13 protein-coding genes, 1 tRNA gene, 1 other RNA gene and 1 pseudogene are annotated in these 15,493 nt (G+C 62.4%); 8 read left to right on the top strand and 8 right to left on the bottom strand.

The window, feature by feature from the left end; translation table 11 throughout:
- Positions 1-160: 160 nt before the first annotated feature.
- Positions 161-2,683 carry a glycogen/starch/alpha-glucan phosphorylase gene (locus DXY33_RS02195; RefSeq protein ID WP_115131550.1) on the top strand — a complete coding sequence of 841 codons (2,523 nt, stop codon included), beginning with the start codon at positions 161-163 and terminating at the stop codon, positions 2,681-2,683.
- Between the two features lie 63 nt (positions 2,684-2,746).
- On the opposite strand, the gene DXY33_RS02190 is transcribed toward DXY33_RS02195, so the two are convergent.
- The 3 genes from DXY33_RS02190 to DXY33_RS02180 form a co-directional block, all read right to left on the bottom strand.
- The gene (locus DXY33_RS02190) at positions 2,747-3,214 is read right to left on the bottom strand and encodes a hypothetical protein (RefSeq protein WP_115131549.1); all 468 of its coding nucleotides are present in this window, start codon (positions 3,212-3,214) and stop codon (positions 2,747-2,749) included.
- Between the two features lie 37 nt (positions 3,215-3,251).
- Positions 3,252-3,578: a hypothetical protein gene (locus tag DXY33_RS02185; RefSeq protein ID WP_025362017.1), complete on the bottom strand. Its 327-nt coding sequence runs from the start codon at positions 3,576-3,578 to the stop codon at positions 3,252-3,254.
- 93 nt (positions 3,579-3,671) lie between these two features.
- Positions 3,672-3,745 (bottom strand) — tRNA-Arg (locus DXY33_RS02180).
- Between the two features lie 38 nt (positions 3,746-3,783).
- Between DXY33_RS02180 and rnpB the strand changes: the two genes are divergently transcribed.
- Positions 3,784-4,174: RNase P RNA component class A (rnpB, locus tag DXY33_RS02175), an RNA gene on the top strand.
- 27 nt (positions 4,175-4,201) lie between these two features.
- Positions 4,202-4,927 carry a ribonuclease III gene (gene rnc / locus DXY33_RS02170; RefSeq protein WP_115131548.1) on the top strand — a complete coding sequence of 242 codons (726 nt, stop codon included), beginning with the start codon at positions 4,202-4,204 and terminating at the stop codon, positions 4,925-4,927.
- Here the strand turns inward: rnc and DXY33_RS02165 are convergent.
- Positions 4,885-5,711, bottom strand: a pseudogene (locus DXY33_RS02165) (ion transporter). The gene rnc and the pseudogene DXY33_RS02165 overlap by 43 nt on opposite strands.
- Before the next feature lie 4 nt (positions 5,712-5,715).
- The gene (locus tag DXY33_RS02160; protein ID WP_114988059.1) at positions 5,716-5,901 is read right to left on the bottom strand and encodes an NAD(P)H dehydrogenase subunit NdhS; all 186 of its coding nucleotides are present in this window, start codon (positions 5,899-5,901) and stop codon (positions 5,716-5,718) included.
- A gap of 55 nt (positions 5,902-5,956) precedes the next feature.
- On the opposite strand from DXY33_RS02160, the gene rimM reads away from it, so the two are divergent.
- Positions 5,957-6,490, top strand: coding sequence for a ribosome maturation factor RimM (gene rimM / locus DXY33_RS02155; protein WP_115131662.1), 534 nt, complete (start codon positions 5,957-5,959; stop codon positions 6,488-6,490).
- A 68-nt stretch (positions 6,491-6,558) separates the two neighbouring features.
- Positions 6,559-8,019 (top strand): mannose-1-phosphate guanylyltransferase/mannose-6-phosphate isomerase, encoded by a 1,461-nt coding sequence (locus DXY33_RS02150; RefSeq protein ID WP_115131547.1) that lies wholly within the window; start codon positions 6,559-6,561, stop codon positions 8,017-8,019.
- Between the two features lie 3 nt (positions 8,020-8,022).
- Here the strand turns inward: DXY33_RS02150 and glmS are convergent, their stop codons facing one another.
- Together glmS and psaC are read right to left on the bottom strand one after the other, a co-directional pair.
- The gene (gene glmS, locus DXY33_RS02145) at positions 8,023-9,912 is read right to left on the bottom strand and encodes a glutamine--fructose-6-phosphate transaminase (isomerizing) (protein ID WP_115131546.1); all 1,890 of its coding nucleotides are present in this window, start codon (positions 9,910-9,912) and stop codon (positions 8,023-8,025) included.
- Between the two features lie 54 nt (positions 9,913-9,966).
- Positions 9,967-10,212: a photosystem I iron-sulfur center protein PsaC gene (gene psaC, locus DXY33_RS02140; RefSeq protein ID WP_006850103.1), complete on the bottom strand. Its 246-nt coding sequence runs from the start codon at positions 10,210-10,212 to the stop codon at positions 9,967-9,969.
- 146 nt (positions 10,213-10,358) lie between these two features.
- Between psaC and acpP the strand changes: the two genes are divergently transcribed.
- From acpP to tkt, 3 genes are read left to right on the top strand one after another with little or no spacing between them, the layout of a single operon-like run.
- Positions 10,359-10,601 (top strand): acyl carrier protein, encoded by a 243-nt coding sequence (gene acpP, locus DXY33_RS02135; protein WP_011363161.1) that lies wholly within the window; start codon positions 10,359-10,361, stop codon positions 10,599-10,601.
- A gap of 8 nt (positions 10,602-10,609) precedes the next feature.
- A complete protein-coding gene (gene fabF, locus DXY33_RS02130) occupies positions 10,610-11,857 on the top strand; it encodes a beta-ketoacyl-ACP synthase II (RefSeq protein ID WP_115131545.1) in 1,248 nt (415 codons plus the stop codon).
- Positions 11,858-11,911: 54 nt separating this feature from the next.
- The gene (gene tkt / locus DXY33_RS02125) at positions 11,912-13,921 is read left to right on the top strand and encodes a transketolase (RefSeq protein WP_115131544.1); all 2,010 of its coding nucleotides are present in this window, start codon (positions 11,912-11,914) and stop codon (positions 13,919-13,921) included.
- 139 nt (positions 13,922-14,060) lie between these two features.
- Here tkt and thiC read toward each other — a convergent pair whose 3' ends face one another.
- The gene (gene thiC, locus DXY33_RS02120) at positions 14,061-15,464 is read right to left on the bottom strand and encodes a phosphomethylpyrimidine synthase ThiC (RefSeq protein WP_115131661.1); all 1,404 of its coding nucleotides are present in this window, start codon (positions 15,462-15,464) and stop codon (positions 14,061-14,063) included.
- Positions 15,465-15,493 lie beyond the last annotated feature (29 nt).

Here is a 15,493-nt window from a genome sequence, read left to right as displayed (position 1 = left end):
TGTTCGCTGGATGATCCCAATTGACCGGGAATGCTGTATTAAGCGCTTTTTTTCAGGCAGCCCCAGTTGTGATGGCTACGGTCCGGGTAATTCATTGAGTTGGGCTCCGAGCACCCCTGGCCTGACGGTGATTCCACGCTCCATGGCTCGCTGAACCCCCATGACCACGTCACAACCGTTCGATCTGCGTCTGCCGACCCCCGGCTGTCACAACGACCCAGAACGCGCCGGCCTCGATGCCAAGAGCGTGTTCGACGGCATGACGGAACACCTGTTCTTCACGCTCGGCAAGCTCGCCCCCACCGCCAGCCGCCATGACCTCTACATGGCCCTGAGCTATGCGGTGCGTGATCGGCTGATGATGCGCTATCTAGCCACCACTGAAGCGATGCGGGCCCGCCCGCAGAAATCGGTGGCCTACCTGTCGGCGGAATTCCTGATCGGCCCACAGCTCAACAGCAACCTGCTGAATCTGGGAATTCAGAAGGAAGCCGAAGAGGCACTGAAGAATTTCGGCATCGAGTCGTTGCAGCAGATCCTGGATGTGGAGGAGGAACCGGGCCTGGGCAATGGAGGCCTCGGCCGTCTGGCCGCTTGCTACATGGAGTCGTTGGCCAGCCTGAAGATCCCGGCCACCGGCTACGGCATCCGCTACGAGTTCGGCATCTTCGATCAGCTGATCCGCGACGGCTGGCAGGTGGAGATCACCGACAAATGGCTCAAAGGAGGCTGGCCCTGGGAACTGCCCCAGCCCGATGAGGCCTGCTTCGTGGGCTTCAGCGGCCGCACCGAGAGCTACATCGACGACAAGGGCAACTACCGCTCCCGCTGGATCCCGGCGGAACACGCCATCGGCATTCCCCATGACGTGCCGGTGCTGGGCTATCGCGTCAACATCTGCGACCGGCTGCGGCTCTGGCGTGCCGATGCCACCGAAAGCTTCGACTTCTATGCCTTCAACATCGGCGACTACTACGGCGCCGTTGAGGAAAAGGTGGGCAGCGAAACCCTCTCCAAAGTGCTGTACCCCAACGACGGCACCGACGAAGGCCGGCGTCTACGCCTGAAGCAGCAGCACTTCTTCGTCAGCTGCTCGCTGCAGGACATGCTGCGCAGCCTCGACAACCGCGGACTGTCCGTCGAGGACTTCCCCAACTACTGGACGGTTCAACTCAACGACACCCACCCGGCCATCGCCGTGGCGGAGCTGATGCGACTGCTGATCGACGATCGGCATCTGGAGTGGGACCGGGCCTGGGACATCACCTCCCGCTCCGTGGCCTACACCAACCACACCCTGCTGCCCGAAGCGCTGGAGAAGTGGGACCTCAACCTTTTCAGCAGTCTGCTGCCGCGCCATCTGGAGCTGATCTACGAGATCAACCGGCGCTTCCTGCAGCAGGTGAGGCTGCGCTACCCCGGCAACGACGCGATCCAGCGCAAGCTCTCGATCATCGATGAAGAGGGCAGCAAGGCCGTGCGCATGGCCCACCTGGCCACAATCGGTGCCCACCATGTGAACGGTGTGGCTGCGCTGCACTCCGATCTGGTGAAAACCGATCTGCTGCCTGAGTTCGCGGCGCTGTGGCCGGAGAAATTCACCAACGTCACCAATGGCGTCACCCCGCGCCGCTGGGTCGCCCTGGCCAACCCCGAGATGTCGGCTCTGCTGCATCAGCACGTTGGCCCCGACTGGATCTCCAACATGGAGAGCCTGCGCAAGCTGGAGGAGCGGCAGAACGACCATGGCTTCCTCGAGCTCTGGGGCAACACCAAATTGTCGGTGAAGCGCAAGCTGGCCACCTACATCCACCGCAACACCGGTGTGCTGGTGGACCCCGCCAGCCTGTTCGACGTGCAGGTGAAGCGCATCCACGAGTACAAGCGTCAGCACCTCAATGCCCTGCAGGTGATCACCCAATACCTGCGGATCAAAAACGGCCAGACCGACGGCATGGCGCCCCGCACCGTGATCTTCGGCGGCAAGGCCGCTCCCGGCTATTACATGGCGAAGCTGATCATCCGCTTCCTCAACGGCATCGCCGACACCATCAATGCCGATCCGGACATGGATGGCCTGCTGCGGGTGGTGTTCCTTCCGGATTACAACGTGAAGTTGGGGGAACAGGTGTATCCCGCCTCCGACCTCTCCGAACAGATCTCCACCGCCGGCAAGGAAGCCTCCGGCACCGGCAACATGAAGTTCGCCATGAATGGGGCCCTCACCATCGGCACCCTTGATGGGGCCAATGTGGAGATCCGCGAGCTGGTGGGAAGCGAGAACTTCTTCCTGTTCGGCAAGACCGTGGAAGAGATCACGGCCCTGCAGCAGGACGGTTACCGCCCTGGCGATGTGATCGCCGCACTGCCGGAACTGCAGGAGGCCCTGCGGCTGATCGAGATGGGGCACTTCAGCAACGGCGACGGCGAACTGTTCCGCCCCCTGCTCGACAACCTCACCGGGAACGACCCCTTCTATGTGATGGCCGACTACGCCGACTACCTGCGGGCCCAGGAGGCGGTGAGCCGTGCCTGGAGCGACCGGATGCACTGGAATCGGATGTCACTGCTGAACACGGCCCGCACCGGGTTCTTCTCCTCCGACCGTTCCATCGGCGAGTACTGCAAGAACATTTGGGCCGTGGATCCACTCAACGTGGAAATCACCTGCGACGTGCGCTGAAAACGACCACAAAAAAGCCCTGGATTCATGTCCAGGGCTTAAACCAAAAAGCAAGTACTTCAGTCAGCTTCGATCGGGTAAGTCCGGCGTCTGGTGCAACAGGCGGTTGAGCCGCAGACGGTCCACGTTCAAGGGGTCTGGAGCCAGCTCACCGGCCAGTTCACGGAATTTCTGCTCGATTTCTTCCGGGACGCGCACATCAAACACCCGCTCCATCAACACCTCGATCGAGAACAGATGGGCGTTGATGTTCTCCAGATCGGCAATGGCCTGCTGGATGCCATCACCTGAATCCTCCGGCACAGGCGCGCCGGATGCTGCGGGCTTCGAAGCGCCTGCATCGGCGGTCTGGCGGGAGCCATGCTGCTTCTGCAGATCCTCGAGCACCCGGCCCGACAGGGTGCGGAACGACTGGAGTGCTGCCCAGTTGAGCTCCTGTTGCTGACGAAGCGTGGGGGACTCCCGTATCAGCCGGTCATGCTCCCGGTAAAACCGTTGGCAATCCGGGCACTGGCAGGGCTCTTCCGGCAATGCAGTCCCTCGCGGTCATTCCCCACTATGCCACCGATCAAGCCGCCTGAGGCCCCAGATCCTCCTCGGCCTGAGGGCCATCCTCACCAGCGGTGTCGGGCAGAGGGATCTCAATGGACGACACCACACCAATCACATCCCGCAGCCGCATCGAATCAGCGAACCAGCCCATAGCCTGTTCCGTGTCGCCGCGACGTTCCGCGTCACTGGCCTGGTCTTCGTGGGCTTCCGCCAGGAGAGCAAGCCAACAAAGGCAGCGGGCCTGCACCACGGATAAATCCAGATCCGTGGGCTGGGATTCCGCAATCCGCTCACTTTCCTGCTGCACCAACAGCCGCAGACGGAGATCGTGAAGCTGGGTCATGGCACCCAAACCCGGTTGCACTAACCCTAGCGGTGGTGAACGATCTGAACACCCCACCAGATGTAGCGCTCACTACCTCTTGAGCAAGTCTTACGGGGCTGGCGGGACTCGAACCCACGACCTGCGGTTTAGGAAACCGCCGCTCTATCCAGCTGAGCTACAGCCCCAGACCTCTGAATTATGCCCACGAGGCATGATTAGATCTGAAAGCAGGCGAGGTGGTTGCGGCCGATCTCTTTGAGTGTCGGCTGAGGAAAGTCCGGGCTCCCTGATGGCCAGGCTTGCTGGGTAACGCCCAGTGCGGGTGACCGTGAGGAGAGTGCCACAGAAACACACCGCCGATGGCCGGTTCGCCGGCACAGGCAAGGGTGCAAAGGTGCGGTAAGAGCGCACCAGCAGCATCGAGAGGTGCTGGCTCGGTAAACCCCGGCTGGGAGCAAGGCCAAGGAACGACGGCTGGCCATTGGCCCCGTTCCGCTTGAACGCGCCGCTCGAGGCCGTCGGCAACGGCGGTCCCAGATAGATAGCCACCCACCCTCTGCAGACCAACCTCTGTGGGGCGTGAACAGAACCCGGCTTATGTCCTGCTTTCACCCCTTTTTCAGCGTTGCTCAGGAGTCCTGATGGATCCATCCCGCGCCGCAGAGCTCACCGACTTCATCCAGCAGCTCGACGCTGAGATCCCCATCAACGCTGAGCTACTCGCCCTGGTGGATCAGGCCCTCACCCACGTGTCGAGCGGCCGGGCCCGCAACCTGGAACGGCTGGAGTTCCTTGGTGATGCGGTGCTGCGGCTCGCCGCCACCGAATTCATTGATCGCCAACACACCGATCTGGCGGTGGGTGCCTGCTCCAACCTGCGGGCCCAGCTGGTGAGCGATCGCTGGCTGGCGGACGTGGGTGCAGCACTTGGCATCGAACAGCATCTGCTACTGGGGCGGCACGCCCAGGGGGATCGTTCCGCAGAATCCAGGCTGCGAGCCGATGCCACCGAAGCTCTGATCGGTGCGTTGTATAGCGCCCTCGGCAACGTTGAAGCGATTCACCGCTGGCTCACCCCGCACTGGTGCGCCACTGCCGAAGCGGTGCTGGCGACTCCCCATCAGTTCGCCGGCAAAACAGCCCTGCAGGAGTGGAGCCAAGGCCATGGACTGGGACTGCCCAGCTACACCACCGAAGAATGCAGCCGCCAACACGGCGACCCCGAACGCTTCCGCTGCCGGGTGAGCATCCAAGGCCAAGATCTGGCGGAGGCCAAAGGCCGATCCCGCAAGGAGGCTGAGCAGAACGCGGCAACAGCCGCTCTTCAGGCCCTGGAGGGCAGCGACTCACCGCAGGCATCGCAGTGACGGGCATCCCTGCGGTGCCCCTGACGCCCACAGCTGCTGCAGACCAGTTCAGCCGACCGCTGCTGGTGATGGCGCACCCCCGACACCGTCAGGATCCTTGTGGGAATGGCAATGATGCCGAAACCCAAGAGCATCACCACTGAGGCCAGCAGCCGCCCCAATTCCGTCTGGGGAACCACGTCGCCATAACCCACGGTGGTCATGGTGACGATCGCCCAGTAGACGCCGCTCGCCACCGTCTGGAACTGGGAATCAGGCCGGGCACTCTCGATCACAAAAATGCTGTAGCCGTGCACCACCTGCAGCAGGAAGACAAAGAACAAGAAGACGCTGATGGTGCGGGCACTTCCCCGCAGGGCCTGCCCCAGCACGCGAGCTTCATCGATGAACTTGAGCAGCTTGAACACCCGCAGGATGCGGCCGAACTTGAACACCCACAGCAGCAGTTCACTGCGCACCTGCGGCACGAAGAAAAACAGGACTGCCGAGGCGTCAATCAGCCCGGTGAAGCTGAACAGGTAACGGCGAGGCCTCTCCACCAAGGCCAGATGAAGAACGAAATCCACCGCAAACACCGCCAAGCAAACGTTCTGAACCAGATCGATCCAGGGCACATTGGTTTGGTGCAGGGCTGAGTTGCCCAGGGGGTCGGGTTCCAGCAGCAGCGCCAAAACACCCAGCAGAATCGCCCCGAAAACGACAACGTTGTAGGTCTGCCCGCCGGGATGCTGGCTTCCAGCACCGTGGACTGCAGCCGTTGTCGCAGGCTTCGGTGGATCTCCATCGCCTCAGGCCGGCTGGAGGTCCTTCAACCGCAGGGTCACCAACTTGTCCCAGTTGCCACCTTCGAATAAAACAGCCGCACGGTCGCCGCTGATTCGTTGCACGAAGCCGGTGTAACCGTTGTAGATCGAGGTGGCATCCGCCACGGTGACGGTGGAGCCGGGGAGGATCGGAGCGGTTGCAGGCGCCATGGCTCGTTCACGGACGGGTCTGGCGCCATTATCGGCAGAGTGCGTGGCGGATGGCATGGCGGAGAGCGACGACTGGCTCAGCGTCGGCAAGATCGTGGGGGTCCAGGGGCTGCAAGGGGAACTAAGGGTGAACCCCGCCAGCGAGTTTCCCGAGCGTTTCACAGCGCCGGGGCCCCGCTGGCTGCGCAGTCGCAAGGGGGTTGAGCCGACAGAGATCCAACTCAAGAAAGGCCGGCAACTGCCCGGCAAGTCGCTCTTCGTGGTGCGGCTTGAAGGAATCGACAGCCGCAGCGCCGCCGAAACTCTGGTGGGCCAGGAACTGCTGGTGTCAGCGGATGACCGGCCCGAATTGGACGAGGGAGAATTTCACCTGCTCGATCTGCTGGGCCTGGAGGCACGTCTCGCAGCCAATGGACCTGCCGTTGGCACCGTGAGCGATTTGATCAGCGGCGGCAACGACCTGCTGGAAATCACCACAGCGGAAGGCCGCAAGCTTTTGATTCCCTTTGTGGAGGAGATCGTGCCGGAGGTGCATTTGGAGGACGGCTGGCTGCTGCTCACCCCACCGCCGGGCCTGCTGGAGCTCTGAAAGATTTCTCTGGGCATCGACAGAAGCCCCTGGGGCAAGCGATTCTGAGTCACCGTTTTCAGGACGTGATGGCCGCCACACCGCTGATTCCTGTGATCCTTTGCGGAGGAACCGGCACACGGCTGTGGCCGCTCTCGCGGGCGAGTTACCCCAAGCAGTACTGGCCTTTGAGCGGTAACGGCGAGGCAACGTTGCTGCAGCAGACCCAACAGCGGCTCCAAGGCCTGGATGCCCTGGAGGCTCCCCTGCTGATCTGCAACGAGGACCATCGCTTCATCGTGGCCGAACAGATGCGGCAGATCGGGGTCGAGCCGAACGCAATCCTGCTGGAACCGATGGGCCGCAACACCGCTCCAGCGGTGACGGTGGCCGCACTGCAGGCCACCGCAGATGGAAGTGATCCCCTACTGCTGGTGCTGGCGGCGGATCACCTGATTCGCGAGGGCGCCCAATTCCGCCAAGTCATCGACGCTGGTCGTCAGCCTGCCGAAGAAGGGCGACTGGTGACCTTTGGAATCGTGCCGACGGCCCCCGAAACCGGGTACGGCTACATCGAAGCCAGCGAACCTTTCTCCCTTGGGGGACCGGCCCATCTGCCGATCAAGCGTTTCGTGGAGAAGCCCGATCAGGCCACGGCGGAGCAATTCCTGGCCACCGGCCGCTTCACCTGGAACAGCGGCATGTTCCTGTTCCGCGCCAGCGCCATGCTGGCGGAACTGGAGCGACTGGCCCCGGAAGTGGTGAGCTGCTGCCGGGCAGCTCTGGAGCAGGACACGGCTGACCTGGAATTCCAGCGGCTGGAGCGAGAGGCCTTTGCTAAGTGCCCCAACGTGGCCATTGACGTGGCCGTGATGGAAAAAACGGAACTGGGTAGTGTGCTGTCGCTGGATGCGGGATGGAGTGACGTCGGCAGCTGGAGCGCCCTCTGGGAAACCTCAGAGCACAAGGATTCCCAAGGCAATGTGTTGCAGGGCCACGTAATAAGTGAAGACAGTCGCGACTGCTACCTACGCAGCGAACACCGCCTGGTGGTGGGGCTAGGGGTTAAAAACCTCGTGGTAGTGGAAACCGACGACGCCGTATTGATTGCGGATCGCTCCAAAGCCCAGGACATCAAAAAAGTGGTGAAGCAGCTGGAGACCGCCGGCAGCCCAGAGGGCAAGGCCCACCGCAAGATTTATCGCCCCTGGGGCCACTACACCAGTGTGGTGGATGACAGCCGCTGGCAGGTGAAACGAATCTCTGTCAAGCCTGGCGCCAGCCTTTCGCTGCAGATGCACCACCATCGCGCCGAACACTGGATCGTTGTGCATGGCACTGCGATCGTCGAACGCGACGGAGAGGAGCAACTGCTGGGTGAAAACCAGAGCACTTACATCCCCCTGGGATGCAAACACCGGCTCAGTAATCCCGGGAAAATCCCTGTGGAGCTGATTGAAGTGCAAAGCGGGGAGTATCTCGGTGAGGATGACATCGTGCGCTTCCAGGATCGCTATGGCCGTAGCGACCTCAACATCAGCGCAAGCTGAGGCTCACTCCACCGTGACGCTCTTGGCCAGGTTGCGGGGTTGATCCACGTCCAAGCCCCGATGGGCGGCAATGTGATAACTCAGCAACTGCATCGGCACCACTGTGAGCAGAGGGCTGATCCACTCGCTCACAGTGGGCACAGGCAGCAATTCATCAAAGAGTTCAGTGTCGGGCCCCTGGGGCGCCACACCGATCAACTGGGCGTCGCGGGCCTTGGCTTCCTGGGCGTTGCTGAGCACCTTCTCAAACACCACACCGGGCACAGCGATCGACACCACCGGCACCCGGGAATCGAGCAGGGCGATCGGACCGTGCTTCATCTCCCCGGCCGGATAGCCCTCGGCGTGGATGTAGCTGATCTCCTTGAGCTTTAAGGCTCCCTCCAGAGCGATCGGATAATTGATGCCCCGGCCCAGGAAGATCACATCCTGGGTGTCGGCAAAACGAGGAGCCAATGCCTCAGAACGCTGATCGTGCAGATCCACCAGCTGGCGCAGTTGCTGGGGCAGACCGCGCAGTTCGTCCGCCAGAGCATTGATCTCAGCCGCGGGGCGAGCACCACGGCGAACCGCAAAGGCCATGGCCAGGCCATAGAAGGCCAGCAGCTGACCGAGGAAGGTCTTGGTGGCCGCCACGCCCACTTCGATGCCGGCCCCAATGTCGAGGATGTGGGGCACCTGGCGTGACAGGGAGCTCTCCGGACGGTTGGTCACCCCCAGCTGGCGGGGGGCAAATGCTGGATCCCCATGGGCCAGACGCCGCTCCGCCTCCATGGCCAGGGCAGCCAGGGTGTCGGCCGTTTCTCCGGACTGGGTCACCCCAATGGTGAGGGTGTGGGGAGCCAGCGGCGGCGGCGCATAGCGAAACTCACTGGCGTAGTACACCGATGTGGGAATCCTGGCGAACTGTTCCAGCAGGTAGGCCCCCACCATCGCGGCGTGGCGGCTGGTGCCACAGGCCAGGATCTGAATCTGCTCAATCCCGGCGTAAAAGGCATCGTCCATCGGCAGCGCCACCGGCTGTTCCGGCGGCAGTCCCTGGGGGAGATGGCGCGCCACCCACAACTCTGCGGTCTCCGGTTGCTCATGGATCTCCTTGAGCATGAAGTGGCGGAATTCGCGCTTGTCGGCAACGTGATCCACACCGCTGAGCTGGGTGGGCATGCGTTGCTGGCGCACCCCTGCCGCGTCGTAGAGCTCAACCCCGAGGGGGGAGAGCAGGGCCACCTCGCCGTCTTCCATCGGCAGGATCGTGCGGGTGAAGCCCGCCAGGGCCGGCGTGTCGCTGGCGCAGAGGAATTCGCCTTCCCCCAGACCGATCAACAGCGGTGCCGCCTTACGGGCCACCACCAATGCCCCCGGCGCCTGATCCCAGATCACCGCCAGGGCATAGGCCCCCTGCAGCCGGAGCAGCACCTGCTGAAGGGCCTCCAGCAACAGCCCACCGCCTGGTCTTCCACCCGCAGATTGCAGCTGCTGCAGTTCTGCAGCCAACAGATGGGGAATCACCTCGGTGTCGGTTTCCGACTGGAACACCACCCCTAAGGCCTCCAGCTGCTCCCGCAGGGCCCGGTGGTTCTCAATGATTCCGTTCTGCACCACAGCCACCGCCCCGTCATTGCTGCGGTGCGGGTGGGCATTGCGCTCTTCCGGTTTGCCATGGGTGGCCCAGCGGGTGTGGCCAATGCCGCATTGCCCGGGGGCACCTTCTGCCTCAAAACAAGCGGTGAGGTTGCGCAGCTTGCCTTTGGCCCGCAGGCAGGTCAGCTGCCCCTGAGCAGCCACCGTGGCGATCCCAGCGGAGTCGTAACCGCGGTACTCCAACTGCCGTAAGCCTTCAAGGAGCTGAGGCGCCGCTTCTCGGGCACCCACCAGGGCAACGATTCCGCACATACAAAAAAAGCCCGGCTGAAGCCGGGCCGAGCTTATGAGGTAAAACGGGCCAGATCAGTAGGCCAGACCCATGGAGCGCGTTGTCTCGTCTCCGAGATAAACGCGGATGCTGAGGAAGTCGGTAGGGCAGGCAGTTTCGCAGCGCTTGCAACCAACGCAATCTTCAGTACGAGGAGAAGACGCAATCTGGCCGGCCTTGCAACCGTCCCAGGGAACCATCTCAAGCACGTCGAGAGGGCAGGCACGCACACACTGGGTGCAGCCAATGCAGGTGTCGTAGATCTTGACGGCGTGGGACATGTGCCCGATGCATACGAAGGCTTGCGGCAAACGTACCCGTCCTTCGCCGGTCCATGGCCATGCCGTCACCGTTGTTAACGGCACAGTTGTTGATGAGGAGACACTGAAGGCGTGCCCGTAAGATGCAGCGTCCCGTTGCCACGGCTATGTCCCAGGAAGCGATTCTCGAAAAGGTGCGTTCAATCGTTGCGGAGCAACTGAGTGTTGACTCCGGCGAAGTGAAGCCCGAATCCAACTTCCAGAACGATCTGGGTGCTGATTCTCTGGATACCGTGGAACTCGTGATGGCCTTGGAAGAGGCCTTCGACATCGAGATTCCTGACGAAGCAGCTGAGGGCATCACCACCGTTGGTGACGCCGTCAAATACATCGAAGACAAGCAGGCCTGAGCAACGCAATGGTGGATGGTCTCCATCGCGTCGTCATCACCGGCCTCGGCGCGGTCACACCGATCGGCAACACGGTTCAGGACTACTGGAAGGGCCTCACCTCCGGCACCAACGGAGTGGACGCCATCACCCTGTTCGATGCATCCGCACACGCCTGCCGCTTTGCAGCGGAGGTGAAGGATTTCGATCCGTCCGGCTTCATCGAACCGAAGGAAGCCAAGCGCTGGGATCGGTTCTGCAAGTTCGGCGTAGTTGCAGCCAAACAGGCTGTGGCCCATGCCGGCCTTGAGATCAACGACGACAATGCGGATCGGATCGGCACAATCATCGGTTCCGGCGTCGGTGGCCTGCTGACTATGGAGACGCAGGCCCATGTGTTGGAGGGCAAAGGTCCTGGAAGGGTGAGTCCGTTCACGGTGCCGATGATGATCCCCAACATGGCTACAGGCCTAGCCGCCATTGCCCTGGGCACCAAGGGGCCCAGCTCCGCGGTGGCCACCGCCTGTGCTGCCGGCTCCAATGCTGTTGGCGATGCCTTCCGGCTGCTCCAGCTGGGCAAGGCTGACGCCATGGTGTGCGGTGGCGCCGAATCGGCGATTACTCCCTTGGGGGTGGCCGGCTTCGCCAGCGCCAAGGCCCTGTCGTTCCGCAACGATGATCCGGCCACGGCCAGCCGTCCGTTCGACAAGGAACGCGATGGCTTTGTGATCGGCGAAGGTGCCGGTGTGTTGGTGCTTGAAACCCTCGAGCACGCCCAGGCCCGTGGCGCCACGATCCTCGGCGAAGTGGTGGGTTACGGGATGACCTGCGATGCCCACCACATCACATCACCCACACCGGGCGGCGTCGGCGGTGCCGAGGCCATGCGCCAAGCCCTAGCCGATGGCTGCATTGATCCTTCTGAGATTGACTACGTCAACGCCCACGGCACCAGCACTCCAGCGAACGACAAAAACGAAACCTCGGCGATCAAAAGCGCCCTGGGTGAGCGGGCGCTGCAGATTCCGGTTAGCTCCACCAAATCGATGACTGGTCACCTGCTGGGTGGCTCCGGTGGTATCGAAGCGGTGGCCTGTGTGCTGGCGCTACAACACGGCGTCGTGCCCCCCACGATCAATCACACCACCCCGGATCCCGACTGTGATCTGGATGTCGTGCCGAACGAGGCACGGGATCAGACACTTGGAACCGTCTTGTCCAACTCCTTTGGCTTCGGCGGCCACAACGTCTGCCTGGCTTTCAAACGCGCCAGCTGAGCCTTCGCGCTCACGTCGTGCGTCAAAATCGCTTCAACTTTTCCTCTTAACACCATGGTCGCTGCGCCCGCGTCACTCGACACGCTCTGCATCAACAGCATTCGGATGCTGGCTGTCGACGCCATCAACAAGTCCAACAGCGGCCACCCCGGCCTGCCGATGGGCTGCGCACCCATGGGTTATGCGCTCTGGGACAAGTTCCTCAAGCACAACCCTAAGAACCCCAAGTGGTTCAACCGCGACCGCTTCGTGCTGTCGGCCGGCCACGGCTGCATGCTGCTCTACGCGCTGCTGCACCTCACCGGATACGACTCGGTCTCCATCGAGGACATCAAGCAGTTCCGCCAGTGGGGCTCCAAGACTCCCGGTCACCCCGAAACCTTCGAGACCCCTGGTGTTGAAGTGACCACCGGCCCTCTGGGTGCCGGCATCTCCAACGCTGTGGGCCTGGCCATCGCTGAATCCCACTTGGCGGCCAAGTTCAACAAGGCCGACGCCACCGTGGTGGATCACTACACCTACGTAATCATGGGCGACGGCTGCAATCAAGAGGGTGTGTCTTCTGAAGCGGCCTCCCTGGCTGGACACCTGAAGCTGGGCAAGCTGATCGCCCTGTACGACGACAACAACATCACCATTGATGGACGCACCGATGTGTCCTTCACCGAGGACGTGCTGAAGCGCTACGAGGCCTACGGCTGGCACGTGCAGCACGTGGCCGAGGGCAACACCGACGTGGATGCCATTGCCAAGGCAATCGAAGCCGCGAAGGCCGTGACCGATAAGCCGTCGATCATCAAGGTGACCACCACCATCGGCTACGGCTCCCCCAACAAGGCCGATACCGCCGGTGTTCACGGTGCAGCTCTTGGCGAAGAGGAAGCAGCCCTGACCCGTCAGCAATTGGGTTGGGACTACGCACCCTTCGAAATACCCCAGGACGCCTACGACCAGTTCCGCCAGGCCGTCGACCGCGGCGCCAGCCTCGAGGCCGAGTGGAACCAGACCCTGGCCACCTACCGCACCAAGTACCCCATCGAGGCCGCCGAGTTCGAGCGGATGCTGCGCGGTGAGCTGCCCCAGGGCTGGGACAAGGACCTGCCCACCTACACCCCCGAAGAAGGTGGCCTGGCCACCCGCAAGCACTCCCAGATCTGCCTGGGTGCGCTGGGCCCCAACCTGCCCGAACTGATCGGCGGCTCCGCCGACCTCACCCACTCCAACTACACGGACATCAAGGGTGAAACCGGCTCTTATCAGGCCAGCAGCCCTGAAAAGCGCTACCTGCACTTCGGTGTGCGCGAGCACGCCATGGCCGCCATCCTCAACGGCATCGCTTATCACAACAGCGGCTTGATCCCCTACGGCGGCACCTTCCTGGTGTTCGCCGACTACATGCGCGGTTCCATGCGCCTGTCAGCCCTGAGTGAGCTGGGAGTGATCTACGTGCTCACCCACGACTCCATCGGCGTCGGCGAAGACGGCCCCACCCACCAGCCGATCGAAACCATCCCCTCCCTGCGGGCGATGCCGAACATGCTGGTGTTCCGTCCTGGCGACGGCAACGAGACCAGCGGCGCTTACAAGGTGGCCATCCAAAACCGCAAGCGCCCCAGCTCCCTCTGCCTCAGCCGCCAGGGCATGGCCAACCAGGCCAACTCCTCGATCGACAAGGTGGCCCTGGGTGGTTACGTGCTGGAAGACTGCGCCGGCACTCCCGATCTGATCCTGATCGGCACCGGCACCGAACTGGACCTCTGCGTCAAGGCCGCCAAGCAGCTCACCGCTGAAGGCAAGAAGGTCCGCGTGGTCTCCATGCCCTGCGTCGAGCTGTTCGACGAGCAGACCGACGCCTACAAGGAAGAGGTGCTCCCCAACGCCGTGCGCAAGCGCATGGTGGTGGAAGCCGCTGAATCCTTCGGCTGGCACCGTTTCATCGGCCTGGATGGCGACAGCGTCACCATGAACCGCTTCGGCGCTTCCGCCCCCGGCGGCACCTGCCTCAAGGAATTCGGCTTCACGGTTGAGAACGTGGTGGCCAAAGCCAAGGCTCTGCTCGGCTGATCACCAGAACACTTCAACAACAAGGCCTCCTGCATCGACAGGGGGTCTTTTTTATGCCGCCAACCCAATCAATGGCCTTACGCAAAAAGCCCGACGTCCAAAAGGACGCCGGGCCAACTGCTGGCTTTAGTCAACACAATCAATCAGCTTTGTCGAGCTTGACCGATGTGAGCTCGGCGGCTCCTCCTTTGGTTTCGAGCACCTTCTCAAGGCCCTCAAGATCTTCATCAGTGATCTTGGTCTGCATCGGGCAGTGCTTGGGTCCGCACATGGAGCAGAACTCCGCCTGCTTGTAGATGTCAGCCGGCAGGGTTTCGTCGTGATATTCCTTGGCCCGCTCAGGGTCCAAGGACAGCTCAAACTGCTTGTTCCAGTCGAAGTTGTAGCGGGCGCGGCTGAGCTCGTCGTCACGGTCACGGGCACCGGGGCGATGACGGGCGATGTCTGCCGCATGAGCAGCGATCTTGTAAGCGATCAGGCCTTCGCGCACATCCTCAGCGTTGGGCAGACCGAGGTGCTCCTTCGGCGTCACGTAACAGAGCATCGCCGTGCCATGCCAACCGGCCATGGCCGCGCCGATGGCTGAGGTGATGTGGTCGTAGCCGGGAGCAATGTCAGTGACCAGGGGGCCGAGCACATAGAAGGGTGCTTCGCTGCACTCCTCCATCTGCTTCTTCACGTTGAACTCGATCTGATCGAGGGGAACGTGGCCGGGACCCTCCACCATCACCTGCACGTCGTGCTTCCAGGCGCGACGGGTCAATTCACCGAGGGTGTGCAGTTCAGCCAATTGAGCGGCGTCGGACGCATCGTGCTGACAACCGGGGCGCAGCGAGTCACCGAGGGAGAAGGTGCAGTCGTAGCGCTTGAAGATCTCGCAGATGTCGTCAAACCGCGTGTAGAGCGGGTTTTGACGGTGGTGGTACAACATCCATTGAGCCAGGATGCCGCCGCCGCGGCTGACGATGCCGGTGATGCGCCCCTTCACCTTGGGCAAGTGCTCGATCAACAGGCCGGCGTGAATGGTCTGGTAGTCGACCCCCTGCTGGCAGTGCTTCTCGATGATGTGGAGGAAGTCGTCCTCATCCAGCTTCTCGATCGATCCGTGAACGCTCTCAAGGGCCTGATAAACAGGCACGGTGCCAATCGGCACGGGGGATGCACCGATGATCGCGGTGCGCACCTCATCGAGGTTGACGCCGCCGGTGGAGAGATCCATCACGGTGTCGGCGCCGTATTTCACCGCCAGCTTCAGCTTCTTCACCTCCTCGGCCGCATCAGACGCATTCGGGGAGGCGCCGATGTTGGCGTTCACCTTGCACTTGCTGGCGATGCCGATCGCCATCGGCTCCAGATTGGTGTGGTTGATGTTGGCCGGGATGATCATCCGCCCGCGGGCCACTTCTTCCATCACCAGCGATTCGGGCAAGTTCTCCCGCTTGGCCACATGGGCCATTTCTTCAGTGACCACGCCCTGACGGGCGTAGTGCATCTGAGAGACGTTGGCCTGACCCTTGCGGGACTCAACCCAGGAAGTGCGCATGATCTGAGGTGCGACGGACAGCCCAGGGG

The sequence above is a fragment of the Synechococcus sp. N26 genome (assembly GCF_900473975.1).
Lineage (GTDB): Bacteria > Cyanobacteriota > Cyanobacteriia > PCC-6307 > Cyanobiaceae > Parasynechococcus.
The sequence above is the reverse complement of the archived record's forward strand: the minus strand, read 5'-3'. Positions and strand labels throughout refer to the sequence as shown.